This window comes from Undibacterium sp. 5I2 (assembly GCF_035019605.1).
Lineage (GTDB): Bacteria > Pseudomonadota > Gammaproteobacteria > Burkholderiales > Burkholderiaceae_D > Undibacterium.
The window spans coordinates 1-25,727 of record NZ_JASJVS010000053.1 but is presented as its reverse complement, the minus strand read 5'-3'; the positions used below and the strand labels follow the sequence as shown (position 1 = coordinate 25,727).

Here is a 25,727-nt window from a genome sequence, read left to right as displayed (position 1 = left end):
GTGGTGGCAGTGGTGGTTCCAGTTCCAGTTCGGCAGCGTCCGGCAGCAGCGGCTTGCCATCGGCCGCGAGTCTGGCTAATCAATGCGCCACGCCGCGCGCCGGTACGATTGATGTGGCCGCCAGCGCCGCGACTGAAAAAGCCTACTTGCGCTCGTTCGTCGATGAAACCTATCTTTGGTACACCGATGTGCCGAGCAATTTGATGCCGGCTACTTACAGTTCACCGCAAACTTATTTTGATGCACTCAAAACCATGGCCGTTACGGCCAGCGGTACCGCCGTCGACCAATTTCATTGGTCGCAGACCAGTGCTTCGTGGGCCGCGGCCAGTGCCGGTATCGCGCAAGATTACGGCATACAATGGGCTGCCCAGAGCAGCGCGCCGCCGCGAAACTGGATCGTCGCCGGTGTGGCTGCGGCTTCGCCGGCGGCCTTGCTTGGCATAGTTCGCGGTGACCAACTCAGCATTATCGATGGCATCGATTTCATCAATGACAACAGTACGGCTGGCATCGCCAAGCTCAATGAGGCGCTGGCACCCAGCAGTGTAGCCGCCCATGTGTTGACCTTCAAAGGCAAGGCCGCAGTCAGCTTGACGCCGGCGATTTATCCGCTGGCGACAGTCAACAATGTCAGTGTGCTGCAGACTGCCAGCGGCGCGGTCGGCTATTTTATTTTTGACAGCCACATCGCCAAATCAGAAGCAGAATTGAGTGCGGCGATCAGCCAACTCAAGGCTGCCGGCGTGACCGATCTGATCATCGATCTGCGCTACAACGGTGGTGGTTTGCTATATATCGCCAGTGAACTGGCTTACATGGTGGCCGGACCAAGTTCGACCCATGCGCGCATCTTTGAAAAGCTGACTTACAACGATAAGCAGACGGCGCAAAACACCAGCTACCCATTTTATTCCAGCACGGTCGCCGGTTTAGCCCTGCCGACTTTGAATCTGAAACATGTCAGCTTACTCGTTACCCGCGGCACGGCTTCGGCCAGTGAATCGGTGATTAACAGCTTACGTGGCGTCGATGTGAAGGTAGATTTGATCGGTGCTGCCACGCGTGGCAAACCGTATGGCTTTGTCCCGCAAGATAACTGTGGCTGGACTTACTTTGCGATTCAATTCAAAGGGGTCAACGATAAATTGCTGGCCGATTATGCCGATGGCTTCGCACCGACCTGCGCGGTCGCCGACGACTTCACACACCAACGCGGCGATACCGCCGAAGCCTTGTTGAAAACTGCGCTGGCCTATCGTCAAAATGCGGTTTGTCCCATCGCACCTGCCGCTACAACTGCGGCAGTCAGCGCAGCGAGTTACCGTTTGGTACGGCCGCCTAGCTCGGAAATGCGGATTCTGAGCGGGCGCTGAAAAATGGACGAAAGCTGCAAACTTAGCGGCTAGCACTGACCACCGAAGCAATTTTTATTTCGATAGACTTGAATGACACCAACCACATGGAGTCTGTCGATGAAAACTTTACTTCCCTTGTTCTCTCTGAGTTTGTTGGCAGCCTGCGGCGGCGGCGACACCAACGTCGCTCCTGCACCTGTCGTCGGCATCACCAGTGTCCCGATGGCCCATGTCGAAAATGGCGTAGTCAGCGGGCTGCCGGAAACGCTGACGCCGTTGATTCCTGTCACCCCGGTTAAGCCGACCACACCGATTATACCGACCACACCAGTCACACCAGTCACACCAGTCACACCAGCGGCGCACCAATCGCTGGAGGCCGGCATGGCGCAGATCAAACCGCTGCGCGAATTAGCCGGACGCTGTGCCGCGCCACAGCCATCGAGTTCTGAGCGCTCAGGTAGCAGCAACGATGAAAAAAGTTATTTGCGTGCCGTGGTCGAAGAAAAATACTTGTGGGCCGACACCATACCGAAGAGCTTACTGAGCCCACTGAACGATACCCCACAAGCGTTTTACGCCAGCTTGAAAAACCCTGCCCTGACACCTGCTGGCGCGCCGCTCGATGCGTATTTCCAGGTGCAGAGTGAGCAGGCCGTCTCGGCGGCGGCATCCAGTTTGGCCGACCCCAGCTATGGCATCAGTTGGGTGCGCGCGCCGGCACCGGCAGCGTGGCGCGTGGCCGATGTGGCAGCGGGCTCGCCGGCCGCGGCGGCTGGCATCGTGCGCGGCGATGAACTGCTCAGCATCGATGGTATCGATGTCGTCAATGAGCCTGAGCGAGCTGCGCAAATACGCGCCCAGCGTGCTTTATTTCCGCGCACCGAGAGCACCCATGTATTTATTTTTAAAGATAAGCCGGCACTGAATTTAAGCGCACAACTACTCTTACCGACACCGGTAAGGTATGTGCGCATGCTGCCCGATGGTATCGCCTACCTGATGTTGGCCACGCCGGCTGCGGTGTTACAGTCTGGCGTAGCCGATGCGGCGCTGATCGCAGCAGTGAGCGAGCTCAAGGGGCACCATGTCAGTGATCTCGTCGTTGATCTGCGCTACGATGCCGGTGCCTCGATGGATCGTGCCAATCTGTTGGCCGCGATGATTGCCGGACCGCAGCGAACGCAGGGGCACAGTTTTCAGAAAACCGTGCATAATGCCAGACTCGCTGAGCACGATGCAGCCTACCGCTTCCGCACGCATTCTGATACTGGTGCGGTGTTACCCACACTGGCATTGTCACGCGTGACTTTACTCGTCACGCATGCCACCGGACCGGCCAATGAAGCGTTGATCAATGCCTTGCGCGGCATCGGTGTGAAGGTTGATCTGATCGGTGCTGCCACGCCCGGTATGCCGTATGGTATGGGCGTGGTGAAGAATTGCGGTTGGTATTATTATATGCCGCAGTCCCGACTCGGTAATACGCGCGGTGAGAGTGACTATGCCGATGGCTTTGCACCCACCTGCGCAGTGGCCGACGATCTCACTGCCGCACTTGGCGATCCGGCCGAGGCTGTGTTGAAGGCTGCGCTGAGCTACCGCCGTGATGGCGTCTGTCCGGCACCGAGTACGTCGGCGTATGAGTTGGTGCGCACGCGCGCTGAGAAACTCAATAGCCTGAGCGCCGGTATCGGTTTTTAATGGAAACTCGTCGGGGTTGCGGTCCCGATTAACTTGGAAGCGCGGTTTCAATCCGCGCTTACTTCTGTGTCAGGGAATAAGGAATGAACCGACCGCGCTGTAGCTGGGCTAATCCGGCCAATCCGCTCTACCTTGATTACCATGACCATGAGTGGGGCGTGCCCTGTCATGATGAGCGCCGGCTGTTTGAAATGCTTAATTTGGAAGGTGCCCAGGCCGGTTTGAGTTGGGAAACCGTGCTCAATAAACGCAGCAATTACCGGCTCGCCTTCGATGACTGGGATGCGCACAAGATCGCCGCCTACGATGCCGACAAGGTGGCTGCCTTGCTGGCCAACCCCGGCATCATCCGCAATCGTCTTAAAGTCGCCGCCGCCATTTCCAATGCTCAGGCGTATCTGCGCTTGTGTCAGGAATGCGGCAGTCTCGATGCGTATTTATGGGGCCATGTCAGTGGCTTGCCGATTATTAATGATGGCAGCCGCATCATCACGACGCCTTTGTCGGATCAGATTTCCAAAGATTTACGCCGCCGCGGCTTCAAGTTCGTCGGCAGCACCATCATCTATGCCTACATGCAGGGCATAGGCATGGTCAACGACCATGCCGCCGATTGTGCTTGGTATCAGAAGAACGAGGCCTGATCAACTGCGCCGCGGCTGTTGGCCGGCGAATGATTGTAAGGCGGCGTCGGGGGTGCTGGTACGCAGTGGATCGCGTACCAATACCGGTAAATTGTGTACTTGATGCTGACGTGCGCCGCCAGCCGGCGCTTGCTCGGCATCCCATACCGGAGCGGCGATGCCTTCAAACACGGCTTTCAATTGGTCGCCCCAGTTATGGCGTATCGTTTGGAAGTATTGGTTCTTTTCATCGATGGTAACGAAACGGCTGATCGCCAGACGATTGTTTTCATAGACCAGTAAATCGAGCGGCAAGCCGACCGACACATTCGAGCGCAAAGTCGAATCCATGGAAATGAGCGCGCATTTGGCGGCGTCATCGAGGCTGGTGGCCGGATTGACCACGCGATCGAGTATCGGTTTGCCATACTTGGCTTCGCCGATTTGGAAGTAAGTGTTTTCATCATGCGCTTCGATGAAGTTACCGGCCGAGTAAATTTGAAACAAGCGGCAGCGTTCGCCACCGATTTGACCGCCGAACATCAGGCTGACATTGAAATCGATGCCGAATTCAGCGAGCGCCTTGGCATCGCGCTGATGCACGCGGCGCACGGTTTCGCCGAGGATGCGTGCGGCTTCGTACATATTCGGCGCATTCCAGATATTGTTACCGCGTTCATCTTGAAAATCAGCCAACAATTCGCGTATCGATTGCGAAATTGATAAATTCCCAGCCGTCATCAAAACCATCACCCGTTCGCCGGGGTTTTCAAACACCGACATTTTGCGGAAGGTGCCAACTTGATCCACCCCAGCATTGGTGCGTGAATCAGAGAGGAAAACCAGCCCGGCGTCGAGGCGTATGCCAACACAGTAAGTCATCTTGAAAATAGAGCAAATAATTTTGCTGAAAAACGTGAAGGCTTGATTTTACCTCAAGCCGGGCAGGTGTAGGCGGCGAATCAGCGTGGCCGCACGTGTACCGAGACGCTCAAGGTTTCACTGCCACCACCGCGGCGCACGCCGCGTACCGGTGCGGCCGAATCATAATCGCGCCCGATCGCCAAGCGGCAGTAACTGTCATTCATCAAACGCGCATGCGTGACATCGATGCTGATCCAGCCATGATAGCCATGATCATCAGCCCAAACATCAACCCAAGCATGGCTGTCGGCGTGGCCGCTGGTTTCCGGGTCGATATAGCCAGACACATAGCGCGCCGGAATGCCGCGCACGTGGCAACAAGCCAGAAACAGATGGGCATGATCTTGACACACGCCCAAGCCTTGGGCCAGCGCTTCGTCGGCCGTGCTGGTGACGATGGTGGTACCGCTGCGGTAAGCGACAGCTTGTTGGATCTGCTCGGCCAGCACGAGTAAGTCGCGGCTACCAGCCGCGCCGATCTGCGGCAAATGCTGCTGGGCGAAAGCCGTGATCGCGGGACTGGACTCGGTCAGCCGAGTCGCCACCGTAAACACCAGCGGCGAAAATTGTTCGGCATCGGTGATGCGCCCATACGGTGGGGCGCTGACATCGACTACGCCTTCGGCGAGGATATTGACTTCAGAATGCAGGCCGCTGGTAGTGAGCATATGTGACTGATTACCATAGGCATCGAGGAAGGCTTGCTTACTCCCGGCCGTTTGCAAGCGCCACTCGACGATACGCTGGTGCGATTCGGCGCGCGGCGTCAAACGCAACTGTTGTATCGTATACGTCGAGGCAAGCGAGTAGCGGTAAGTGGTCTGATGCTGAATGAGTAGTTGCATGATTTAAATGTTCCGGCGTTCAGGTCGCGCAGGGAACCAGAAAATCGCGCCCTATGCGATTGCCCAGCTCGAAAATGTTTTCCAAAAATTGTTTGAGACTGTCGTGCAGGCCGGCTTCGAGAATATCATCGATACGGGCGAATTTTAAATCGGCATGCAATTTCCCGGCAAAGCGTTCGCTGTCGGCTGACAAATCATTGCGCACTTCAGCCAGATTGGCAACCACTTCATCCATGCAAGCCAACAGCGAGCGCGGCATATCACCGCGCAGCATCAGCAATTCGGCTACCCGTTCCGGGGTAATCACATCGCGATATACTTTGCGGTAAATTTCAAAGCCCGACACCGAGCGCAGCAAGGCCGCCCAGTAATAAAAATCGCGCTGCATGACTTGGCGACCGTGCTCGGCCTCTGCCACGCCGTGAAATTTCACATCAAGAATACGAGCGGTATTGTCGGCCCGTTCGAGAAAGGTGCCGAGTCGAATAAAATGCACGGCTTCGTCTTTGAGCATGGTACCGAGGGTGACGCCGCGCGAGAGATGCGAACGAAATTTAACCCATTCAAAGAATTGGCTGGGATCTTGTTCCAGCATGCCGCTGTTGAGTTTTTCCTGCATTTCCAGCCAGGTTGCGTTCTGGGTTTCCCACACTTCGGTAGTCAGGGTACCGCGCACGGCACGTGCGTTTTCACGTGCTTCCTTCAGACAGGTGGCAATCGAAGATGGATTCATCGGATCGCGCACCATGAAATCGAGCACGTCAGCCTTAGTCAACATGCCATATTGGTGGTCGAAGGCGGTTTCGAGCTCGGAAATGCCGAGCATGGCGCGCCAGCCTTGTTCAGCATTTTGCGCCGATTGCGGCAACATCGACGTTTGCATATTCACATCGAGCATTCGTGCCGTGTTTTCGGCGCGTTCGGTATAACGTGCCATCCAGAATAAGTGATCGGCGGTTCGGCTCAGCATAAGTATTCTTTCTAAAATAATCGACCGCGCAGAGCGGAAAAAAATCAGCTTATTTTTCTGTGTGCGCTTACTCTTGCAGCACCCAGGTGTCTTTGGTGCCGCCGCCTTGCGACGAGTTCACCACCAGCGAGCCTTCCTCCAGTGCCACCCTGGTCAAACCGCCCGGCACCATGGAAATGGTTTTGCCGGATAAGACGAAGGGACGCAAATCGAGGTGGCGGGGTGCGATGCCTTGCTCGACGAAGGTCGGGCAGGACGACAGTGCCAAGGTCGGCTGAGAGATATAGCCATCCGGCTTGGCCAGCAGACGCTGGCGGAAATCTTCAATCTGTTGCTTGCTTGAGGCCGGGCCGACCAGCATGCCGTAACCACCGGCACCATGCACCTCTTTCACCACCAGTTCGGATAAGTGGGCCAGGGTATAGGCCAAGTCTTCCGGCTTGCGGCATTGATAGGTTGGCACGTTATTGAGTATCGGCTGCTCTGTCAGATAAAACTTGATCATGTCCGGCACATACGGATAGATCGATTTGTCATCGGCCACGCCGGTGCCTATGGCATTGGCCAGCGTGACGCGGCCGGCTCGATACACCGATAACAGGCCCGGCACGCCGAGTGAGGAGTCGGGGCGGAACGCCAGCGGATCGAGAAAATCATCATCGACCCGGCGATAGATGACATCGACGCGTTTGGGGCCGCGCGTGGTGCGCATATAAACGGCATTCTCGTTGACGAACAAGTCCTGCCCTTCCACCAACTCCACCCCCATTTGTTGCGCCAAGAAGGCATGCTCGAAGTAGGCCGAGTTATACATTCCCGGCGTCATCACCACCACGGTCGGATTATCGACGCCGATCGGTGCGACCGAACGCAAATTGTCGAGCAACATATCGGGATAATGATCGACCGGTGCGATTTTATTATTGGCGAATAACTCAGGGAACAGCCGCATCATCATCCTGCGGTCTTCCAACATGTATGACACGCCTGAAGGAACACGCAAATTATCTTCCAGCACATAGAACTCACCGGCACCGGCGCGCACGATGTCGACCCCGGCGATATGTGCGTAAATATCAGAGGCCACTGAAATACCCTGCATTTCCGGGCGATACTGGGCATTTTTATAGATTTGTTCGGGTGGAATCAAACCGGCTTTGATGATGTTTTGATCGTGATAGATATCATGAATGAACATATTGAGCGCTTGTACACGCTGTACCAAACCAGCTTGTAACTGTTGCCATTCCTGGGCTGGAATGATGCGCGGAATGATATCAAAGGGAATCAAGCGTTCGGTGCCGGCGTCATCGCCGTAGACGGCGAAGGTAATCCCGACGCGGCGAAAGGTCAGATCGGCTTCAGCGCGTTTGGCCTGCAGACGCTCCGGGCTTTGCTGCTTGAGCCAGTTACAGAATGGGCGATAATGTTCGCGGGTTGCATCGGCAGTGCCGACTGCTTGGGCAGTCATTTCGTTGAAAAATTTTTCCATATCAATTTCCGCGAGTTCGGGTAAGTATTACTGTATCAAGAAGCGTGCCAGCAGTCGCACGATCAGGGGGCGCGAATATAGTCAATCAGCTCGAGCGTGCGTTGGTCGGGCGCGGGTGTCCACAGACTCACTAGCAACATGCACAGAAAACCGGCCGGGACACCGAACACGCCGGCCGAAATTGGTGCGATATGCCACCACTGGTTGTTGATGCTGCCGCCGAACCAAGGGTGAGTGATGAGCATGTAAAGTACACAGACCGAAAATCCGCTGATGATGCCGGCGATTGCACCTTGATGGTTCGCGCGCTTCCAAAAAATGCCCAATACCAGTGCGGGAAACAGCGCCGAGGCGGCGACCGAAAAAGCGGCACCGACCAAGGACAGGATGTCGGCCGGTTTGAGCGAGGCGACATAGGCGGCGAAGAGGGCGACGACGAGCAGAAACAACTTGGAAATCGTCACCCGTTTTTGCGTCGAGGCGCTCGGATCGATGATTTTGTAATAAATATCGTGCGACAGGGAATTTGAAATCGTCAGCAGCAAACCATCGGCGGTCGACAGCGCCGCCGCCAAGCCACCGGCCGCTACCAATCCCGACACCACATAGGGCAGACCGGCAATCTCGGGCATGGCCAGCACGATGATGTCGCCGTCGATGATAATTTCCGACAACTGAACGATGCCGTCATGATTGACATCGATGATACTCACCAAAGGATTGATCTTGTCGATGTTGGCCCAGTAAGTAACCCAAGACGGCAGTTTGGAAAATTCACTGCCGACCAAGGAAGTGTAGATATCATATTTAACCAAGATAGCCAGCGCCGGAATCGTCAGGTAGAGCAACATGATGAAGAACAGCGACCAAAACACCGAATCGCGACTCTCGCTCACCGAGGGCGTGGTGTAATAACGCGTGAGTACATGGGGCAAGGCGGCTGTGCCCATCATCAGACATAACACCAGAGCCATGAAATTATTCCGGCGGATATCTGATTCTGCCGCGCTTTTGGCCGCATACGGGGTGTATTGTGAAAAGCCCGGTTCGGCTTTGGCCAAGTAAGACTGCCGGATCTCATTCCAACGCAGCCGTGCCAACTCCGGCGAGCTGGGATAATCAGCCAACAGGCGGCTGGCATTCTTCACTGCGATCAGGTTGCCGCTACCCGATTTCAAACGTTCGAGTTCGCCTTCCAATTCTTCGCGGCCGCTGCCCCAAGACGCCGGCAAGGCCAAAATTTTTGTTTGCAAGGCATCGGCGCGCTGGCGGTAAATCGCTCGTACCTGCTGTTCTTTCGGGTCGGCGGCGAAGCGTTTTTCGATTTCCACCAGCTTCGGCAAGAAGGCACCATAAGATAACTGCGGTACCGGATTGTCGCTCAATTTGGCCGCCAGCCAGCCAACCGGAATCATGAAAGCGATCAAGATGATGATGTATTGCGCCACCTGGGTCCAGGTGATGGCGCGCATGCCGCCCAAAAACGAGCATACCAAAATGCTGGCTAAGCCGAGAAAAATGCCGACGGAAAAATCAACGCCGGTAAACCGTGAGGTGATCAAGCCGACACCGTAAATTTGCGCCACCACATAGATGAAAGAAATGAACACCGTCGCCAGTACCGCCAGTATCCGCACCAAGTTGGTATTGTCAGGTCCGGCGAATCGGCTGCCGAGAAAATCGGCAATCGTGTACTGGCCGAATTTGCGAATGTAAGGTGCGATCAACATCGCCACCAAACAAAATCCGCCGGTCCAGCCGACGATATAAGCCAGACCATCAAAGCCTTGCAAATACAAACCGCCAGCCAGACTGAGGAAGCTCGCCGCCGACATCCAGTCGGCGGCGGTGGCCATGCCGTTGAAGACGGCCGGCACGCGTCGCCCGGCGACATAATACTCACTGATATCGGCGGTGCGACAGAGTACCCCTATGCCGGCGTAAATGACTATCGTCACGAACATGAACAAATAGCCGATCCAAGCGCGCGGCATACCTTCTTTTTCGAGTATCGCCAAGCTGATGAGGACGATGAAAAACAATAAGGTGTACCAGAGGTAATACAGCCGCAGTTTTTGCGTGAATTTTTTTTGTGACATCAATGCTGGCCTTTGCGACGAGTAATCCAGTGCATGCCTAGTGAATATACCGCCAGCAGCAGCACATAGCTGAGCGTGAGACCTTGTGCGGCCATGTAAAACGACAAGGGCCAGCCGAAGCAAGTGATGTCTGCCAACTCACGGGCAAAAAACAGGCAGCCGAAAGTGAGCCCCAGCCAGCACAGCAGCAGGATGCTGGTCAGGCGTTTGGTACGACGCCAGTAATGTGGCGCTGCAGCAGCAAGAAAGCGCATTCAGCTACTCCGTTCAGAAGCATCCTCAAACGGCTTGAGGGGAAAGGCGATACGAAAGGTACAGCCGGGGAAGTCGCTATCTTGGTGGTTCGGGTTATCGCTGATTACTATGTGGGCCGCATGCTGCTGCACGATTTCCCGCACGATCGCCAAACCCAAGCCGCTGCCTTGAACATTGCTGCCGAGGATGCGGTAAAAACGTTGGAATACCCGTTCGCGTTCGGCCTCGACGATGCCGGGGCCATTGTCTTCCACTTCCAACAGCGCCAAGGCTTGCTCTTCATTGAGCGCCACACGGACCGTGACGCTGTGTCCCGAGGGCGTGTAGCGAATCGCATTGTCGATTAAATTGCTGAGCATTTCGCGCAGCATCACCGGATAGGCGAACAGATTGATGGCGAAATCCGGTTGCTCGAAGCCGAGGTCGATTTTTTTGGCAAACGAGGCGGGAATCCAATCGCGCACCGTATGCATGGCCAGTTCGTTGAGATTGATCAGTTCGCGAGCTTGGCTGGCACTGCTCTGATTCTCAGCTCTGGCCATGGTGAGCAACTGGTTGATGAGGCGGGTAGCGGCTTCGGAACTGGTCGATAACTGCAGCAGTGAGCGGTGGATTTCTGCTTGGTCAGTTTGACGCAAGGCCAGTTCGGATTGCATGCGCATACCGGCTAATGGGGTTTTCATCTGATGTGCGGCATCGGCGATGAAACGTTTTTGACTATCTATGGTCAGGGCCACGCGGGCCAGCATATCATTCAAGGAGGTCACCAGCGGGGTGATTTCTTCCGGCACCGAACGGGCATCGATGGGGCTTAAATCATCGGGCCGGCGCAAGCGTATGCGCTGCTGTAATTCGGCCAAGGGTGACAGACCGCGGCTGAGCGCAAACCACACCAAGGCCAAGGCGACCGGTAAAATAATGAATTGTGGCAGTACTACCCCCTTGATGATTTCATTCGCCAAGACTGCACGCTTTTCCAGCGTTTCACCGACTTGTATCAGAATTTGCTGCGACTCGTGGGTGGCACCGATACGCCGTTCGACATAGGCATACGCGACCCGCAGGTCGATGCCGTGCAGGTTGAAAGTGCGCAGTTGTATGCCGCCGTTGGCCGGCTTGTCTTCCTCATCCGGCAGCGGAATTTCCTTGTCGCCGTCGATAATAGTGCCGTTACTGCGCAGCTGAAAAAACAGATTATCGAGATCGTCGGCGCGTAAAATATCACGTGCAATTTTATTCAGCGGCCCGATTGTGAGCGACTCGCTGGCTTTGACCTGTTGTGACAGCACCAAGACTTTATCTTCAAGGGCGCGGTCGAACGGTTGATTGGCGATGGATTTGGCAACCAGATAGGTAATGGCGATGCTCATCGGCCAGAGCAATAACAAGGGTGCCAGCATCCAGTCGAGAATTTCGCCGAACAAAGAACGCTGGATTTTTTCTTCCGGCGGCTGCAGCAAAATGTTCTCGACGCCAGCGACGCCAGCAGCCGGATCAACGCTGGGCGGCAGCTTCATGGTTGATCGATATCGATCACGCTGCTGCGCGGGGCGACGAAATATTTTTCCAAACAATATCCGAGGCCGCGTACCGTGGCGATGCGCACGCCATCGATTTCTATTTTTTTACGCAAGCGATGCACATACACTTCGATGGCATTATTGCTGACTTCTTCACCCCATTCACACAAGTGGTCGACCAACTGATCCTTGGAAACCAGACGCCCGGTGCGTTGTAACAGCACCTCAAGTAAACCGAGCTCACGCGCCGATAAATCGAGCATCTGTTCATGGATGTAAGCGATACGGCCAACCTGATCATAACTGAGCGGACCATGCTTGATCACGGTTGGCCCACCGCCGGCACCGCGCCGCGTGAGCGCGCGCACGCGTGCTTCCAACTCCGACAGCGCGAATGGTTTGGCCATGTAATCGTCGGCCCCGAGATCGAGGCCCTTGACGCGCTGCTCGACCGAATCGGCCGCCGTCAATATCAGTACCGGTAAGTGCGAGTTACGCGCACGCAGGCGGCGCAAGACTTCCAAGCCGCTCAGTCTGGGCAAGCCGAGATCGAGAATGAGTAAATCAAAGTCTTGCGTCGTCAAGGCGGTATCGGCTTCTTCGCCGTTATTGACGCAATCGGTGGCATAGCCGGATTGGCGCAGCGAGCGGGTCAGGCCGTCGGCCAAAACGCTGTCATCTTCTGCTAGCAGGATACGCATGGTGATTTCAATGGTGAAGTTGTCTCATAATCAGGAATAGAATTGATCGCCTGCAACAGTGTGTGCATAGCGCTTTTTATGCTTTTCCTGAACGGTATTTTATTTGTTACACTATGCACTTGCCTAAGCTTATGCTTATTCTTATCATCGCTCAACTGTATACCAATTTGACCTTGAATTCGCTGAAAAATTTTGCTCGTGCACATTACTGCAGCCAAGTTTTGACGCAGATCATCAGCATCGCCAGCCGCGCCGATTTTTTTATCCGTGAGTGTCGCCATGTCCCAACATACCAATAACAGCGCAAACAAGCACATCAAGCCGCTCCTGCAGCTTGGTGGCAGCGCCAGTGCCGAGCAAATTGCCGATTTTTTCTGTGCCAACGCCCAGGCTGACTATATCTCGCATGCCGAATTACAGGGTGGGCGGGCGCTCGCCCCCGGCGTGTGGCAGCCGAATTTGCGCGCCTTGCTGATTGAGGAAGTGCGACAAATAGCTGCTCAAAGGCAACAGCAAGATTTTTCCGCCGAAGTGGTCTGTGCCCACTGCGGCACGGAACTGGCTGGGATTGCTTTTTTAAGTTACGGCGGCAGCACGCGAGCTTACGCCGTGCTCGATGATTTTCTCATTGCGCCGCAGTGGCGTGGACTAGGCGTGGCGCAGCAATTTCTCGAGGCGCTGGCGGCACGTCTGGCCGCTGAGGGGCGTACCCGCGTGTTCCTCGAAAGCGGAATAGGCAATCATCAGGCGCATCGGTTTTTTGAGCGCCAGGGTTTTCATGTTACTTCGCAAGTCATGATGCGCGAGTTGTGAGCGAGCTTGGCAGGGTAAAGCTCAGTCCGACCGCTGGTTTGCTTGCTTCATGGCATCAAGTACTTCATAACACGCCCCCATGGTGTGGTAATCGACCTTGCCCGCCGGGCTTTTGTGGCTGGAGAGTTTGCGGTTGTCGGCGCTGAGTACGCGGTACCAAGCACCATGCCGGTGATCAACAAAATGCTGCCAGCTATAGGCCCAGATTTTGTCATACCAATCCCAGTAATGGGCGTGGCCGCTACGTATCGCCAGCAGAGCGGCGGCGGCAAAACTTTCGGCTTGTACCCAGAAATATTTATCGCCATCACAAATTGCCCCGGCCGGATCGAAGCCGTAATGAATACCTAGGTGTTGCCGGTCCCAGGCCATCTCGAGCGCGGTATCAAACAAGGCCATCGCGCGTGGCAGCAGCCAGTCGCCGCGGCCGTCGAGCGCATCACGATGGCGCTCGAGTATCAACAAGAGTTTGGCCCATTCGGTCAGATGGCCCGGTTGGAATCCCCAGGGGCGAAACAGATTGGCGCGGTCATCGCGGTTGTAATCCCAGTCTATGCTCCAATCGGCATGATAGTGTTCCCAGATCAAACCAGCGGCCAAGTCGGCTTGGCGATTGACGATGTGCTCGGCCAGCAGTTCGGCCCGCAGCAGATAGCGGCGCTCGCCGCTGGCTTGATACGCGGCCAGCATGGCTTCGCAGGCGTGCATATTCGCATTCTGGCCGCGGTAGGGCGCGCGCTGCGACCAGTCGGCCTTGCACTGATCGGCATACAAGCCGTACTCGGCTTGCCAAAAATGCTGCTCCATCAGATCGAAGCTTTCATCCATCCACTGCTGCGCTTCAGCCACGCCGGCCATCAGCGCATGCGCATAAGCGAGCAATACAAAGGCCAGACCATAGCAGTGGTTGTCGTCGTCGATGACGGTTTTTTCAGAATTCTCCCAACGTAATTCCCAGGCATAGGCACCACTATCTGGATGGCGATGCACGTCGCGCAAGAAGCGCAGCCCATGCATGAGCTTGGCGTGATCGCTGCTGCGACCGAAGTGACGACATGCCATCGCATAATTGAAGATGAAGCGCGTGCTGCTGACCAAGTGACGGGTGTGGCGGTCATAGACTTGGCCATCATCTTGGAAAAAGTGATAAAAACCGCCGCTAGGGTCGACACAATGCGGTTCGTAAAAATCCAAGGTGCTTTGGATATGTGCCGTGAGCATGTGCGGCGAACGAAAGTCAGGTAAGTTCATGTGGAATAAGCAGCGAAAGCGATACGCCCATTCTACCTAATTTAACCCGCGATGGAATCGCGCCCATGCGTGAATAACTGGCGCAGGCAAGGGTGGCGCGCCTATTTACCCAATAAATCGAGCGAGCGTTGCCACGCATATTGCCAAGGATGCAGCAAGACCTGATCTTCAAAGCGGCGCGACAACTGCCCCAGCGGTACCCGGTAGACTTCATTGAAGCCGAGTGCCAAGGTCACCGGTGACCATTCGATTTTCTTTTTCCCTTTGCGGGTACTGGCTTTGATGCGTGCACCTTCATCGCCGAAAATACCGCCGCCGGCATCGAGCGCTTGCGCCAAATCGATTTTCAGCAAACCGGCAAACACCGACAACACTTCGGCGCGCAGCAAGCCATGCTGGGTTTCAGTCACGCTGACGGCCACCGGCGCAGCAGCAGCGGCCAGCGCTGCTTGCCATTGCTTGTGCAAGCGCTGCAAGTCCGACTTTTGAAAACGCAGCTCATGCAAGGCACGCCGCCAGCCCGGGGGCGGTAAACTGACGACCAGTTTGTCGCTATCCTTGGTCATGGTGATTTGTACATCCGCCGCACCACTGGCCAAGTGGGTGATATCGTCGAGGAAAAAAATCGGTGCCGCATAGCCGCCATTGGCGTCGCCGAATAAGGCCGCATGCGCACTGTCGTAATCGAGCCAAACATAGGGCGTGAGCTGATGCTCGAGCAAGCGCGCCAAATTCCATGGCGTACCGGTTTGTTGCGTGAGCCAGGCGCAGGCTTGCTCCGTGGTCGCGCGAAACGCGAGTTCTGGTGTGGTCATGGGATCTTTATCGAACAAGGGAGGAGCTGCGGTGCCGGGCACCGCGAGAGCAGGGGAAACAGCGGCATACAGATCGGCCGCCTACAATGACAGTCGGCGATCAGCGGTAGAACGCTTCGACTTTACCTTTTAATTTGATCGACATCGGTTGGCCTTTACGGTCCAGCGCTTTACCGCCGGACACTTTGATCCAGCCTTCGCTGATGCAATATTCATCGACGTCGAGACGTTCTTTATCATTGAAACGGATACCGACATCATGTTCGAAGATGGCGCGCACATGGTGGGGGCTGCGTGGGTCGATCGACAGGCGGTCGGGCAAGGGGGGGAGTGTAGAGATATCGGTCATGGGCCTGATTATCGCCCAGAATGCGCGGCCCGACAAGCTGGCAAGCCGATGTCCTTGCTGCAGTCCATGCCTATCGACACGCCGCCAGCCAAGCCGGGTCTTGACTCAGTTCGTCCAGTTCGGCTTGCTCAAACACCCTTGAGCGGGTATGAAAGGCCTTCCCTTCCGGACCTTCGAGCGACAAGGTGCCGCCGTAACCATCGATGACATCGATGATCAATTGCGTGTGTTTCCAATGCTGATATTGTGAAATACCGATGTGAAACGATACGCCGCCTATCTCGCCGAGATAAACATCGCCGGCACCGATGGTCAATTCCCCTGGCAAATAGCAATTGGCCGCGCTGTTATCGCAGCAGCCACCGGACTGATGAAACATCAGCGCCCCGTGTTTCTGCTGCAAGAAAGCGATCAGCTCCAAGGCCGCTGGTGTCGCAATGACTTTGTCAACCATCCTCTGCTCCCAAAAAAAAGCAGGGACAAGTGGTGTCCCCGCAAAACTAAAACAGCATCTATAGCGGCGATGGAATCAGAAGAAGCCGAGCTTGTTTTCGCTGTAGCTGACCAAAAGATTCTTAGTTTGCTGGTAATGATCTAACATCATCTTATGGGTTTCGCGACCGATACCTGATTCCTTGTAACCGCCGAAGGTGGCATGCGCCGGATAAGCATGGTAGCAGTTGGTCCAGACGCGGCCGGCTTTAATGCCGCGGCCCATACGATAAGCAACATTGCCATCGCGGCTCCAGACGCCGGCACCGAGGCCGTAAGGCGTATCGTTGGCAATCGCCAGCGCATCGGCTTCATCTTTGAAGGTGGTCACGGCCAGTACCGGGCCGAAAATCTCTTCTTGGAAAATACGCATCTTATTATGACCTTTGAACATGGTCGGCTGGATGTAATAGCCTTGTTCCAGTTCTCCACTCATCTGCGCGCGTGCGCCGCCGACCAGTAGTTCGGCACCTTCTTGTAGGCCGAGGTCGAGATACGACATGATCTTGGTCATTTGCTCTTTCGAGGCTTGCGCTCCGAGCATGGTATCGGTATCGAGTGGGTTACCCTGCTTGATCGCACGTACGCGCGGCAAAGCACGTTCCATGAATTCATCGTAAATCGATTCGTGTATCAGTGCGCGCGATGGGCTGGTGCACACCTCGCCTTGGTTGAAAGCGAACAGTACCAAGCCTTCGATGGCTTTATCAAAAAACGCATCATCTTTTTGCGCGACGTCGGCAAAAAATACATTCGGTGATTTTCCGCCCAATTCCAGCGTCGCCGGAATCAGATTATTGGCCGCGGCCTGAGCGATCATACGTCCGGTCGAGGTCGAACCGGTGAAGGCAATCTTGGCGATACGGCGGCTGGTTGCCAAGGGCATGCCGGCTTCGCGCCCGTAGCCATTGACGATATTGAGCACACCCGGTGGCAGCAAATCGGCGATCAATTCGGCCATGATCAAGATACTGATCGGTGTCGATTCGGCTGGTTTGAGCACCACGCAGTTACCGGCACCGATGGCGGGGGCCAGCTTCCAAGCGGCCATCAGAATCGGAAAATTCCATGGAATGATTTGACCGACCACCCCGAGCGGCTCATGGAAGTGATACGCCACGGTGTTTTCATCGAGATCGCTCAAACCGCCTTCTTGGGCGCGCACACAGCCGGCGAAGTAGCGGAAGTGATCGATGGTCAGCGGAATATCGGCATTGAGTGTTTCGCGTATCGGTTTGCCATTGTCGATGGTCTCGGCATAGGCCAGCAGTTCCAAATTGGCTTCGAGACGATCGGCAATTTTCAACAATATATTCGACCGTTCGGCGGCCGAAGTCCGGCCCCACTTATCGGCGGCGGCATGGGCAGCGTCGAGAGCGAGTTCAATATCTTCCGCACCGGAACGGGCGGCCTGCGTGAACACCAAGCCAGTGATCGGGGTGACCACGTCAAAATACACACCCTTGACCGGGGCGACCCATTTGCCGCCGATGAAATTGTCGTACTTGCTTTTGAATTGAACTTTAGCGCCAGCAGCGCCCGGTGCAGCATAAATCATTGTCGTCTCCAGATGGTTATCAGATAGGGAATGCGAACTGTCCTGCACGTTGCTTTGACGCACAATGCATGCCACTCGTTATCCTGGAGTTAAGTCTCTGATTTATATGCGTTTATTCTGTGATGCTCGGGCGCTTGCGAATGGAACAACTGTACCAAGACAGAACAGTGTTACGCAGCTTGGAGCAGGCAGGGGTCAATCAGACACAAACGGATTGATCACGGTCACGCCAGTGCCGGCGCAATCCGCAACATTGCGCGTAACGAGATCCATGCCATAGACGAGCGCAATCGCGGCAATCTGTTTGTCGACCGGATGTTGTTTATGTTTAGCCATCAATTGCCCCCATAACTGAGCGCAGTCAAGGTCAAATGGAAAAATCCGTTGGGCATAGTCGCGCAGGATGTGACTGAGCCATTGGTCTACTACACCGGCTTGATAGCAATCGCCACGCTTAGAAATGTTTACGATGCCGGCACGAATTTCACCGATGGTGTGTACGGATAAATACACCGTCTCGGGATCGACCTCACGCCAAAATTGTTTCAGGCCGGCATTGGCTTTATTGCCCTTGCGGTGTTCGCTGATGACATTCGTATCGACTAAAAAGCGAGTCATTTGGCTAATTCGTAATTTCATTTCGGCAATTAAAATCAGCATCTATCCCTACATCTGGCATCGTGCGCAGTACTTCGGCGAAGGGGCGGCGTAACGGGTCTGGCGAAATCGCGGAATGTTCGGCTTCGCGACTGCGACCATGTGCCGCGCCGCATTGTTTTAAAGCTAAAGCGATGCAGCTTTTGATATGTTTGAACAAGAGAGTTGTGCTCATTGCATCCTCGCGAAATTGACCGCAATAGGAAAACTTTACCGCTGTGTCGATGATTTTTCAAGCATCGTCTATGCAAGGCCTGCGCGCTGACAGAACTGTTGGTAAGATAGTCAGTCTGGGTGGAATTCGCACAGTTTGTAAAAGTCGCTTGCATAAATCACTGTTTTTTTATACAGTACTGCAAAACGCGGAAAAACATCTCTGTGTTGTTTTCCACCGGCTGCTTATTGAATGAAAGAATGTATGGACGATAAGAAATCTGACAACAGCTCAGAAAAGAGCAAGGCGCTGGCCGCAGCGCTGGCACAAATCGAGAAGCAATTCGGCAAGGGTTCCGTCATGCGCATGGCTGATGGTGCCGTGGTGGAAGAAATTCAAGTGGTTTCGACCGGTTCACTCGGCCTCGATATCGCGCTTGGCGTCGGTGGTTTGCCACGCGGCCGAGTTGTTGAAATTTACGGTCCGGAATCATCGGGTAAAACGACCTTGACCCTGCAAGCTATTGCAGAAATGCAGAAAATCGGCGGCACTTGCGCCTTTATCGATGCCGAACATGCGCTTGATGTCGGTTATGCGCAAAAGCTTGGCGTCAATCTCAATGAATTACTGATTTCGCAACCAGATACTGGCGAACAGGCATTGGAAATCACTGACGCCCTGGTACGCTCGGGCAGTGTTGATCTGATCGTCATCGATTCGGTCGCCGCGCTCACGCCGCGTGCTGAAATCGAAGGCGATATGGGTGATTCCTTGCCGGGTCTGCAAGCGCGTCTGATGTCGCAAGCGCTGCGCAAGCTGACAGGCAGTATCAAACGTACTAATACTTTGGTGATTTTCATTAACCAAATCCGTATGAAAATCGGCGTCATGTTCGGCAGCCCGGAAACCACCACCGGCGGCAATGCGCTCAAGTTCTACGCTTCGGTGCGCCTCGATATCCGTCGTACCGGTTCGATCAAATCGGGCGATGAAGTGATTGGCAATGAAACCAAGGTGAAAGTCGTCAAAAATAAAGTCGCGCCACCATTTAAAGAAGCGCATTTCGATATTCTTTATGGGGAAGGCACTTCACGCGAAGGTGAAATCCTCGATCTCGGGGCCGATGCGAAAATCATCGAAAAAGCTGGTGCATGGTATAGCTATAATGGCGAACGCATCGGTCAGGGTAAAGATAATGCACGTAATTTCCTCAGAGAACGTCCAGCATTGGCGTATGAAATTGAAAACAAAGTCCGCGCCCATTTGAACGTACCTTTGTTGCCACCGCCTTTGCAAACGGCAGCGCCTGTCGCAGCGGCGTAAGCTAAGCTAAGCTAAGCTAAGCTAAGTTAATTTGATTTGAAAGTTTTGGCCGGCAATTCCACTTCGATCGGGATTGTCGGCCTTTTTATTGGCAAGCAGTAATTAATGAAACCAACACTGAGTCTCAAGGGCCGCGCTTTACGCTATTTGTCTATGCGCGAGCATAGCCGCAGCGAATTGCGACGTAAATTATCGCCCCATGCGGCCGATGCCGAAGAACTCGACATGGTGCTGAACTGGCTGGCTGCGGCCGATTTCATGTCGGATCAACGGTTTTCTGATTCCTTGGTGAACCGACGCTCTGCACGCTATGGCAATTATCGCATTCTCGCCGAGTTGCAGACCCATGCGCTGGAGGGCGAAGACTTGGCGCGAATACGCGAACAATTGAGTGAGGGTGAGGGCGCGCGCGCTATTTCTGTCTTGCACAGGAAATTTCCTGCCGCGCCGCTCGATCAGAACGAGCGCATGCGGCATAGCCGCTTCCTGCAGCAGCGTGGTTTTTCCGGCAAAGCGGTACAACTGGCCATGCGTGCGCCGCGCGACGAAGATGATCAATAATGCTACATCCGCGGCTGGAAATGTAAAAAAAGCCGACAGGCAGTGAGTTCCCCAGCCAGCTGTGCTAGAATTCTGAGGTTTTTTGCAAGGCCGCAAGAGCGGCTGTTATCGTAGAAACTGCGATGACGACGCGCAATGTGGCTCCTTATAGTGATAGCCGCCAGCAAGGCATGATGCCCTTTCTACCATCAACATCTCCACGCACGTTGAAACATACGCGTGCCATCAGTATAGCTGCGTACGCTCGCGACGACGGCTTGTGGGATCTTGACGCCCATATTACCGACCATAAAACCCGCGATATCGCGCTCGCCTCGGGCGTGCGGCCATGTGGCGAAGCCTTGCATGATTTACATCTGCGCGTCACCATCGATGTGCAATTCAATGTCGTCGATGCCGCCGCCGTTTCGGTCGCAGTGCCGTATCCCGGCTTTTGCGAAGCGATTACGCCTGATTATAAAAAGCTCATCGGTCTGAATTTACTGCAGCAATTCCGCCACGGCGTGCGCTTGCACTTGGGTGGCATACTCGGCTGCACCCATTTGACGGAATTGGCGCAAATTTTGCCGACGGCCGCGGTGCAAGCCTTCGCCGGTGAGGTTCTGGCCACCCGCGACAGCGCCAGCGATGCAGCCGATGGCAGCGATGCGGTGCGACCGTTTCAATTACAACGTTGTCATTCGCTGCGCCTCGATGGTCCAGCCGTTGTTCAATATTACCCGCGTTGGGCCAGCAGCACGCCCGATGCAAAATCACCCAGCTAGTTTGTTTGTTTAATTATTTATACCTCAGTGTCTGAAGGGAAGTCGTATGAAAATCCATGAGTATCAGGGTAAAGAAATCCTCCGTCAATTCGGAGTGACAGTACCGCGCGGTATCCCATGCTTGTCCGTTGATGAAGCTGTCAAGGCAGCGGAAACCCTGGGCGGACCAGTCTGGGTCGTGAAAGCGCAAATTCATGCAGGCGGTCGCGGTAAAGGCGGCGGCGTGAAAGTAGCGAAGTCACTGGAACAAGTACGCGAATACGCCGAAGCGATTCTCGGCATGCAACTGGTAACGCACCAGACTAGCCCGGAAGGTCAGAAAGTACGTCGCTTGCTGATCGAAGAAGGTGCCGATATTGCTAAAGAATTGTATGTCAGTATGGTCACCGACCGGATCAGCCAACGCGTGGTCTTGATGGCTTCGAGCGAAGGCGGCATGGACATTGAAGAAGTGGCAGAATCCCACCCGGAACTGTTGCACTCGGTAGCGATTGATCCAACAGCTGGCTTGCAAGATGCTGAAGCCGACGATATCTCGCGCAAAATCGGTGTGCCTGAAGGCTCGATCGCGGACGCCCGCGTACAGTTGCAAGGTTTGTACAAAGCTTTCATGGCGACCGATTGCTCGCTGGCTGAGATCAATCCTTTGATCTTGACCGGTTCCGGTAAAGTCATCGCTCTTGATGCGAAATTCAATTTCGATGCCAACGCCTTGTTCCGTCAACCGGAAATCGTCGCTTACCGCGATCTGGATGAAGAAGATCCGGCCGAAATCGAAGCCTCTAAATTTGACCTCGCCTATATTTCCCTCGACGGTAATATCGGTTGCCTGGTCAATGGTGCTGGTCTGGCCATGGCGACGATGGATACCATCAAATTGTTCGGCGGCGAACCAGCCAACTTCCTCGACGTAGGTGGTGGTGCGACGGCAGAAAAAGTGACAGAAGCCTTCAAGATCATGTTGAAAAACCCAGGTCTGAAAGCGATCTTGGTCAATATTTTCGGTGGCATCATGCGTTGTGACGTGATCGCCGAAGGCGTGATCACGGCGTCCAAAGCTGTGTCCTTGCAAGTACCGCTGGTAGTACGCATGAAGGGCACCAACGAAGACATCGGCAAGAAAATGCTGGCCGATTCCGGCTTGCCTATCATCGCCGCTGACACGATGGAAGAAGCCGCACAAAAGGTTGTCGCTGCTGCTGCTGCTCACGCTTAATATTTGCTAGGAAATAAAATGTCCATCCTGATTAATAAAGATACAAAAGTCATCACCCAGGGTATCACTGGCAAAACCGGCCAGTTCCATACCCGCATGTGTCGCGAATACGCGAACGGCCAAAACTGTTTCGTTGCTGGTGTTAATCCTAAGAAAGCCGGCGAAGATTTCGAAGGCATTCCTATTTTTGCCAACGTATCGGAAGCCAAAGCCGCCACCGGTGCTACCGTTTCGGTGATCTACGTGCCGCCAGCCGGTGCCGCTGCCGCCATCTGGGAAGCGGTTGAAGCCGACCTTGATTTGGCCATCTGCATTACCGAAGGCATTCCTGTGCGCGACATGATGATGCTCAAAGACCGTATGGCTAAGTCTGGTAGCAAAACTATGCTGCTCGGCCCGAACTGCCCAGGTTTGATCACACCCGATGAAATCAAGATCGGTATCATGCCAGGTCATATCCACCGCAAGGGTCGTATCGGCGTGGTTTCGCGCTCCGGTACTTTGACTTACGAAGCAGTCGGTCAATTGACCGCACTCGGTCTGGGTCAATCGTCGGCAGTCGGTATCGGCGGCGATCCTATCAATGGTTTGAAACACATTGATATCATGCGCATGTTTAATGATGATCCTGATACCGATGCGGTTATCATGATCGGTGAAATCGGCGGTCCGGATGAAGCCAATGCATCGTACTGGGTACGCGACAACATGAAAAAACCAGTGGTCGGCTTCATCGCCGGTGTCACTGCGCCTCCGGGCAAACGCATGGGTCATGCCGGTGCCTTGATTTCCGGTGGTGCAGATACGGCGCAAGCCAAGCTCGACATCATGGAAGAATGCGGCATCAAAGCAACTAAAAACCCGTCGGAAATGGCGCGTTTGTTGAAAGCTATGCTGTAATAATGTTACTGTGCAAGTGAAAAAGCCGCGCTGGTCGCGGCTTTTTTGTTAGTATCGATGTTCGCTATGGCACACTGTCCAATGCCATTTGATTCCGATACGATGTAAAACAATAAAAACATTATTCTGCTAACAGCAAGCGCCCTGTAACTGACCTATGTCATCTCAGCAAGTATTACAATTCGCAGCGCTGTCTGATACTGGGCGCGTGCGCGAGCATAATGAAGACGCCATCATCGTCTGTGCCGATTACGGCTGCGCCGTGCTGGCCGATGGTATGGGCGGGTATCGCGCCGGCGAAGTCGCCAGCGCCATGAGTGCGCGCCTGATCACTGATTACTTATGTGCGCGCTTGGCTGGTTTGTGGTCGCTGCGGATAGGCTGGCCCGATCGCACGCTGGCCCGTTGGATGCTCGAAGCGGTGGAATTGGCGAATCGCTGCGTACTGCAAGCGTCGCAAACCGATGCGGCTTGCCAAGGCATGGGTACGACCGTGGTCACGGCCTGCTTTTCCTATGATAAATTACTGCTCGCTCATGTCGGTGATTCACGCGCCTATCGGTATCGCGCCGCTGCGCTGACGCGGCTCACCCATGATCATTCGGTATTGCAGGAGCAAATCGATGCCGGCCTCATCAGTGAAGCCGATGCGCGTTTTTCTTCGATCAAAAATCTTATTACCCGTGCCGTCGGCACACAAGATGACATCGACGTGGAAATCACGGTGCATGCGGTACAGGCCGATGATCTCTACCTCTTGTGTTCGGATGGCTTGACCGATATGCTGACGCCCGATGAGATCGCTGCCATCCTGCAGCGGCATCAAAACGATTTGACGTGCTGCTGCCGCGTGCTGGTCGATTGTGCCAATGCCGAAGGCGGCAAGGATAATTGTTCCGTCGTGCTGTTCAAAGTAGTCGAGGTCGGGCAGTCATCATGGCTGCGTCGTCTTCTGACCCGATAATTTTTGTGTTTTACATGATGAGAAAACTATGGCGAAAATTATCGTCACCTTCAATGGTTTGATACAGCAGGAAGTGAATATCACCAAGTCGCGGATGACCGTCGGGCGTCGCCCCGGCAATGATATCGTGATCGACCATCTGACCGTCAGTGGCCAGCATGCCGCCATCGATACCGCCTCAAGCGGCTCGTTTGTGCTCGATCTCGGCAGCACCAATGGCACCATGGTCAACAGCCAGCCGGTGAAAAAGCATTTGTTGCAGCATGATGATGTGATCGACATCGGCAAGTACAAATTGCGCTTTCAGGTGGAAAAAAATGCGCAAATTACCGCCATCCATCCGGCCGCTGGTGCCGTCAAACCTTCCCAGCAAGCCAAGGTGCGCGTGATGAACGGCCCCAATGCCGGCAAGGAATTAAGTGTCAGCAAGCCCGTCACCACGATCGGCAGCCCGGGCACGCAAGTGATGGCCATTACGCGCCAAGCCGAGCAATACATGTTGCGCCACGTCGAAGGTAAGCAATACCCTAAGCTCAATGGCGTCTTGATCGGTGAGCAAGCACAAGCGCTCAAGCAGGGCGATATTATTGATTTGATTGGTACACACATGCAGTTTGTGTTGGTCTAGGGAAGCGCAGATTTAATCCAAGCGGTTTGCCCGCCGCCACTGAGGCGCACTGCTGCGTTGCCTTCTGCTGTCAATAGCTCGCTATTGACAGCAGAAGACGCCTTGCATTGCATCCTCATTGGCAACGGTCAATTCCACTGCGATTAAATCTGCGCTTCCCTAGGGAAGCGCGAGAAGACGATTTTTTGATTTTTTTCAAACTCAGTGTGCTGAGTGTTGTGGTCTACTTCATGAATGAAGAACGCCATGAACAGAATCGAGCAAGGCTTCACGCTCATAGAGCTGATGATCGTTATTGCCATTATCGGCATCTTGGCTGCGTTCGCCTTGCCGGCGTACCGAACGTATACCGTGCGCGCACGCGTGGCCGAAGTACTCGGCCTGACTGCCGGGTTTATCCCTACCGTGACAGAAAATCTGTCGAGTAATAATGGTAGCGGACCCGGCTCTTGCCTTGGTGTCAGCAACATCACTACGCCAACAGTCAATACCAGCTCGGTCAGCTGTGACGACGCAACGGGGGTATTGACCGGTACTGGTACATCCAAAGCGGCTTTCATCTCTGTCTTGCTGTCCCCGACTTACAGCACCGACAAGCCGGTGGTGTGGACGTGTTCCACGGTCGGTGGCGCGGCTAATTTCCCCTTTGTACCGGCGGAATGTCGGCATTGATTGCGTCCTTCCTGTTATTGCATACCCGCATGCCCCGGCATTTTCATCAAAAATCTGACTAGGGTTTGAAACCCCGGCCTTCAGAGGCTGTCGCAAAAGCCTGATGGACGTTTTTTAAA

Annotated in this window: 26 protein-coding genes; 12 read left to right on the top strand and 14 right to left on the bottom strand. The window is 54.6% G+C overall.

Translation table 11 applies throughout. From position 1 onward, the window contains the following. The 3 genes from QN359_RS15935 to QN359_RS15925 all read left to right on the top strand — a co-directional run. Positions 1–1,376: S41 family peptidase (locus QN359_RS15935; RefSeq protein WP_323493593.1), on the top strand; the 1,376-nt coding region annotated here is incomplete at its 5' end. Between the two features lie 99 nt (positions 1,377–1,475). After that, positions 1,476–3,062, top strand: coding sequence for a PDZ domain-containing protein (locus QN359_RS15930; RefSeq protein ID WP_322249534.1), 1,587 nt, complete (start codon positions 1,476–1,478; stop codon positions 3,060–3,062). An 83-nt stretch (positions 3,063–3,145) separates the two neighbouring features. Further along, positions 3,146–3,706, top strand: a complete 561-nt coding sequence (locus QN359_RS15925; protein WP_322249533.1) for a DNA-3-methyladenine glycosylase I — start codon at positions 3,146–3,148, stop codon at positions 3,704–3,706. On the opposite strand, the gene QN359_RS15920 is transcribed toward QN359_RS15925, so the two are convergent. The 8 genes from QN359_RS15920 to QN359_RS15885 form a co-directional block, all read right to left on the bottom strand. After that, positions 3,707–4,567 (bottom strand): proteasome-type protease, encoded by an 861-nt coding sequence (locus QN359_RS15920; RefSeq protein WP_322249532.1) that lies wholly within the window; start codon positions 4,565–4,567, stop codon positions 3,707–3,709. It lies immediately after the preceding gene. Between the two features lie 80 nt (positions 4,568–4,647). Then, positions 4,648–5,454 carry a transglutaminase family protein gene (locus QN359_RS15915; protein ID WP_322249531.1) on the bottom strand — a complete coding sequence of 269 codons (807 nt, stop codon included), beginning with the start codon at positions 5,452–5,454 and terminating at the stop codon, positions 4,648–4,650. A gap of 19 nt (positions 5,455–5,473) precedes the next feature. Continuing rightward, positions 5,474–6,424, bottom strand: coding sequence for an alpha-E domain-containing protein (locus QN359_RS15910; RefSeq protein WP_322249530.1), 951 nt, complete (start codon positions 6,422–6,424; stop codon positions 5,474–5,476). Positions 6,425–6,491: 67 nt separating this feature from the next. Then, positions 6,492–7,916 (bottom strand): circularly permuted type 2 ATP-grasp protein, encoded by a 1,425-nt coding sequence (locus QN359_RS15905; RefSeq protein WP_322249529.1) that lies wholly within the window; start codon positions 7,914–7,916, stop codon positions 6,492–6,494. A gap of 62 nt (positions 7,917–7,978) precedes the next feature. Next, the gene (locus QN359_RS15900; protein WP_322249528.1) at positions 7,979–10,015 is read right to left on the bottom strand and encodes a sodium:solute symporter family protein; all 2,037 of its coding nucleotides are present in this window, start codon (positions 10,013–10,015) and stop codon (positions 7,979–7,981) included. Then, positions 10,015–10,269, bottom strand: coding sequence for a DUF4212 domain-containing protein (locus tag QN359_RS15895; protein ID WP_322249527.1), 255 nt, complete (start codon positions 10,267–10,269; stop codon positions 10,015–10,017). The genes QN359_RS15900 and QN359_RS15895 overlap by 1 nt, the downstream gene beginning before the upstream one ends. Beyond that, positions 10,270–11,787: a sensor histidine kinase gene (locus QN359_RS15890; RefSeq protein WP_322249526.1), complete on the bottom strand. Its 1,518-nt coding sequence runs from the start codon at positions 11,785–11,787 to the stop codon at positions 10,270–10,272. It abuts the gene before it with no gap. After that, positions 11,784–12,491 (bottom strand): response regulator transcription factor, encoded by a 708-nt coding sequence (locus QN359_RS15885; RefSeq protein WP_322249525.1) that lies wholly within the window; start codon positions 12,489–12,491, stop codon positions 11,784–11,786. Before QN359_RS15885 ends, QN359_RS15890 begins: the two co-directional genes overlap by 4 nt. A gap of 279 nt (positions 12,492–12,770) precedes the next feature. Between QN359_RS15885 and QN359_RS15880 the strand changes: the two genes are divergently transcribed. Further along, positions 12,771–13,304, top strand: a complete 534-nt coding sequence (locus tag QN359_RS15880) for a GNAT family N-acetyltransferase (protein ID WP_322249522.1) — start codon at positions 12,771–12,773, stop codon at positions 13,302–13,304. A gap of 21 nt (positions 13,305–13,325) precedes the next feature. On the opposite strand, the gene QN359_RS15875 is transcribed toward QN359_RS15880, so the two are convergent. The 6 genes from QN359_RS15875 to QN359_RS15850 all read right to left on the bottom strand — a co-directional run bounded on the left by QN359_RS15875 (position 13,326) and on the right by QN359_RS15850 (position 18,387). Next, complete coding sequence (locus QN359_RS15875; protein WP_322249521.1) at positions 13,326–14,555, bottom strand: AGE family epimerase/isomerase; 1,230 nt, start codon at positions 14,553–14,555, stop codon at positions 13,326–13,328. A 101-nt stretch (positions 14,556–14,656) separates the two neighbouring features. Beyond that, positions 14,657–15,370 carry a hypothetical protein gene (locus tag QN359_RS15870; protein WP_322249520.1) on the bottom strand — a complete coding sequence of 238 codons (714 nt, stop codon included), beginning with the start codon at positions 15,368–15,370 and terminating at the stop codon, positions 14,657–14,659. A 100-nt stretch (positions 15,371–15,470) separates the two neighbouring features. Further along, positions 15,471–15,719, bottom strand: coding sequence for a DUF3297 family protein (locus QN359_RS15865; protein WP_322249519.1), 249 nt, complete (start codon positions 15,717–15,719; stop codon positions 15,471–15,473). A gap of 70 nt (positions 15,720–15,789) precedes the next feature. After that, positions 15,790–16,173 carry a DUF779 domain-containing protein gene (locus QN359_RS15860; protein WP_322249518.1) on the bottom strand — a complete coding sequence of 128 codons (384 nt, stop codon included), beginning with the start codon at positions 16,171–16,173 and terminating at the stop codon, positions 15,790–15,792. Between the two features lie 75 nt (positions 16,174–16,248). After that, positions 16,249–17,769 (bottom strand): aldehyde dehydrogenase, encoded by a 1,521-nt coding sequence (gene adh, locus QN359_RS15855; protein WP_322249517.1) that lies wholly within the window; start codon positions 17,767–17,769, stop codon positions 16,249–16,251. A 195-nt stretch (positions 17,770–17,964) separates the two neighbouring features. Beyond that, positions 17,965–18,387 (bottom strand): type II toxin-antitoxin system VapC family toxin, encoded by a 423-nt coding sequence (locus tag QN359_RS15850; protein WP_322249516.1) that lies wholly within the window; start codon positions 18,385–18,387, stop codon positions 17,965–17,967. A 457-nt stretch (positions 18,388–18,844) separates the two neighbouring features. Here QN359_RS15850 and recA point away from each other — a divergent pair, with 457 nt between their 5' ends. The 8 genes from recA (at position 18,845) to QN359_RS15810 (ending at position 25,608) form a co-directional block, all read left to right on the top strand. Continuing rightward, complete coding sequence (gene recA / locus QN359_RS15845; RefSeq protein ID WP_322249515.1) at positions 18,845–19,903, top strand: recombinase RecA; 1,059 nt, start codon at positions 18,845–18,847, stop codon at positions 19,901–19,903. A gap of 105 nt (positions 19,904–20,008) precedes the next feature. After that, positions 20,009–20,464, top strand: coding sequence for a recombination regulator RecX (gene recX, locus QN359_RS15840; RefSeq protein WP_322249514.1), 456 nt, complete (start codon positions 20,009–20,011; stop codon positions 20,462–20,464). Positions 20,465–20,637: 173 nt separating this feature from the next. Beyond that, positions 20,638–21,228 (top strand): DUF2889 domain-containing protein, encoded by a 591-nt coding sequence (locus QN359_RS15835; RefSeq protein ID WP_322251025.1) that lies wholly within the window; start codon positions 20,638–20,640, stop codon positions 21,226–21,228. A gap of 31 nt (positions 21,229–21,259) precedes the next feature. After that, positions 21,260–22,444, top strand: coding sequence for an ADP-forming succinate--CoA ligase subunit beta (sucC, locus tag QN359_RS15830; protein ID WP_323493221.1), 1,185 nt, complete (start codon positions 21,260–21,262; stop codon positions 22,442–22,444). Between the two features lie 18 nt (positions 22,445–22,462). Beyond that, complete coding sequence (sucD, locus tag QN359_RS15825) at positions 22,463–23,344, top strand: succinate--CoA ligase subunit alpha (protein ID WP_322249512.1); 882 nt, start codon at positions 22,463–22,465, stop codon at positions 23,342–23,344. 157 nt (positions 23,345–23,501) lie between these two features. Continuing rightward, complete coding sequence (locus QN359_RS15820; RefSeq protein WP_322249511.1) at positions 23,502–24,308, top strand: Stp1/IreP family PP2C-type Ser/Thr phosphatase; 807 nt, start codon at positions 23,502–23,504, stop codon at positions 24,306–24,308. Between the two features lie 28 nt (positions 24,309–24,336). Further along, entirely contained in the window at positions 24,337–24,936 is a 600-nt protein-coding gene (locus QN359_RS15815; RefSeq protein WP_322249510.1) for an FHA domain-containing protein, read from the top strand. A gap of 246 nt (positions 24,937–25,182) precedes the next feature. After that, positions 25,183–25,608, top strand: coding sequence for a pilin (locus QN359_RS15810; protein WP_322249509.1), 426 nt, complete (start codon positions 25,183–25,185; stop codon positions 25,606–25,608). Positions 25,609–25,727 lie beyond the last annotated feature (119 nt).

Excerpts from the sequence above, each read along its gene's own strand:
- QN359_RS15930 (WP_322249534.1), top strand. The coding sequence starts at position 1,476 with ATGAAAACTTTACTTCCCTTGTTCTCTCTGAGTTTGTTGGCAGCCTGC.
- QN359_RS15925 (WP_322249533.1), top strand. The coding sequence starts at position 3,146 with ATGAACCGACCGCGCTGTAGCTGGGCTAATCCGGCCAATCCGCTCTAC.
- QN359_RS15920 (WP_322249532.1), bottom strand. The coding sequence starts at position 4,567 with ATGACTTACTGTGTTGGCATACGCCTCGACGCCGGGCTGGTTTTCCTC.
- QN359_RS15915 (WP_322249531.1), bottom strand. The coding sequence starts at position 5,454 with ATGCAACTACTCATTCAGCATCAGACCACTTACCGCTACTCGCTTGCC.
- QN359_RS15910 (WP_322249530.1), bottom strand. The coding sequence starts at position 6,424 with ATGCTGAGCCGAACCGCCGATCACTTATTCTGGATGGCACGTTATACC.
- QN359_RS15905 (WP_322249529.1), bottom strand. The coding sequence starts at position 7,916 with ATGGAAAAATTTTTCAACGAAATGACTGCCCAAGCAGTCGGCACTGCC.
- QN359_RS15900 (WP_322249528.1), bottom strand. The coding sequence starts at position 10,015 with ATGTCACAAAAAAAATTCACGCAAAAACTGCGGCTGTATTACCTCTGG.
- QN359_RS15895 (WP_322249527.1), bottom strand. The coding sequence starts at position 10,269 with ATGCGCTTTCTTGCTGCTGCAGCGCCACATTACTGGCGTCGTACCAAA.
- QN359_RS15890 (WP_322249526.1), bottom strand. The coding sequence starts at position 11,787 with ATGAAGCTGCCGCCCAGCGTTGATCCGGCTGCTGGCGTCGCTGGCGTC.
- QN359_RS15885 (WP_322249525.1), bottom strand. The coding sequence starts at position 12,491 with ATGCGTATCCTGCTAGCAGAAGATGACAGCGTTTTGGCCGACGGCCTG.
- QN359_RS15880 (WP_322249522.1), top strand. The coding sequence starts at position 12,771 with ATGTCCCAACATACCAATAACAGCGCAAACAAGCACATCAAGCCGCTC.
- QN359_RS15875 (WP_322249521.1), bottom strand. The coding sequence starts at position 14,555 with ATGAACTTACCTGACTTTCGTTCGCCGCACATGCTCACGGCACATATC.
- QN359_RS15870 (WP_322249520.1), bottom strand. The coding sequence starts at position 15,370 with ATGACCACACCAGAACTCGCGTTTCGCGCGACCACGGAGCAAGCCTGC.
- QN359_RS15865 (WP_322249519.1), bottom strand. The coding sequence starts at position 15,719 with ATGACCGATATCTCTACACTCCCCCCCTTGCCCGACCGCCTGTCGATC.
- QN359_RS15860 (WP_322249518.1), bottom strand. The coding sequence starts at position 16,173 with ATGGTTGACAAAGTCATTGCGACACCAGCGGCCTTGGAGCTGATCGCT.
- adh (WP_322249517.1), bottom strand. The coding sequence starts at position 17,769 with ATGATTTATGCTGCACCGGGCGCTGCTGGCGCTAAAGTTCAATTCAAA.
- QN359_RS15850 (WP_322249516.1), bottom strand. The coding sequence starts at position 18,387 with ATGACTCGCTTTTTAGTCGATACGAATGTCATCAGCGAACACCGCAAG.
- recA (WP_322249515.1), top strand. The coding sequence starts at position 18,845 with ATGGACGATAAGAAATCTGACAACAGCTCAGAAAAGAGCAAGGCGCTG.
- recX (WP_322249514.1), top strand. The coding sequence starts at position 20,009 with ATGAAACCAACACTGAGTCTCAAGGGCCGCGCTTTACGCTATTTGTCT.
- QN359_RS15835 (WP_322251025.1), top strand. The coding sequence starts at position 20,638 with ATGCCCTTTCTACCATCAACATCTCCACGCACGTTGAAACATACGCGT.
- sucD (WP_322249512.1), top strand. The coding sequence starts at position 22,463 with ATGTCCATCCTGATTAATAAAGATACAAAAGTCATCACCCAGGGTATC.
- QN359_RS15820 (WP_322249511.1), top strand. The coding sequence starts at position 23,502 with ATGTCATCTCAGCAAGTATTACAATTCGCAGCGCTGTCTGATACTGGG.
- QN359_RS15815 (WP_322249510.1), top strand. The coding sequence starts at position 24,337 with ATGGCGAAAATTATCGTCACCTTCAATGGTTTGATACAGCAGGAAGTG.
- QN359_RS15810 (WP_322249509.1), top strand. The coding sequence starts at position 25,183 with ATGAACAGAATCGAGCAAGGCTTCACGCTCATAGAGCTGATGATCGTT.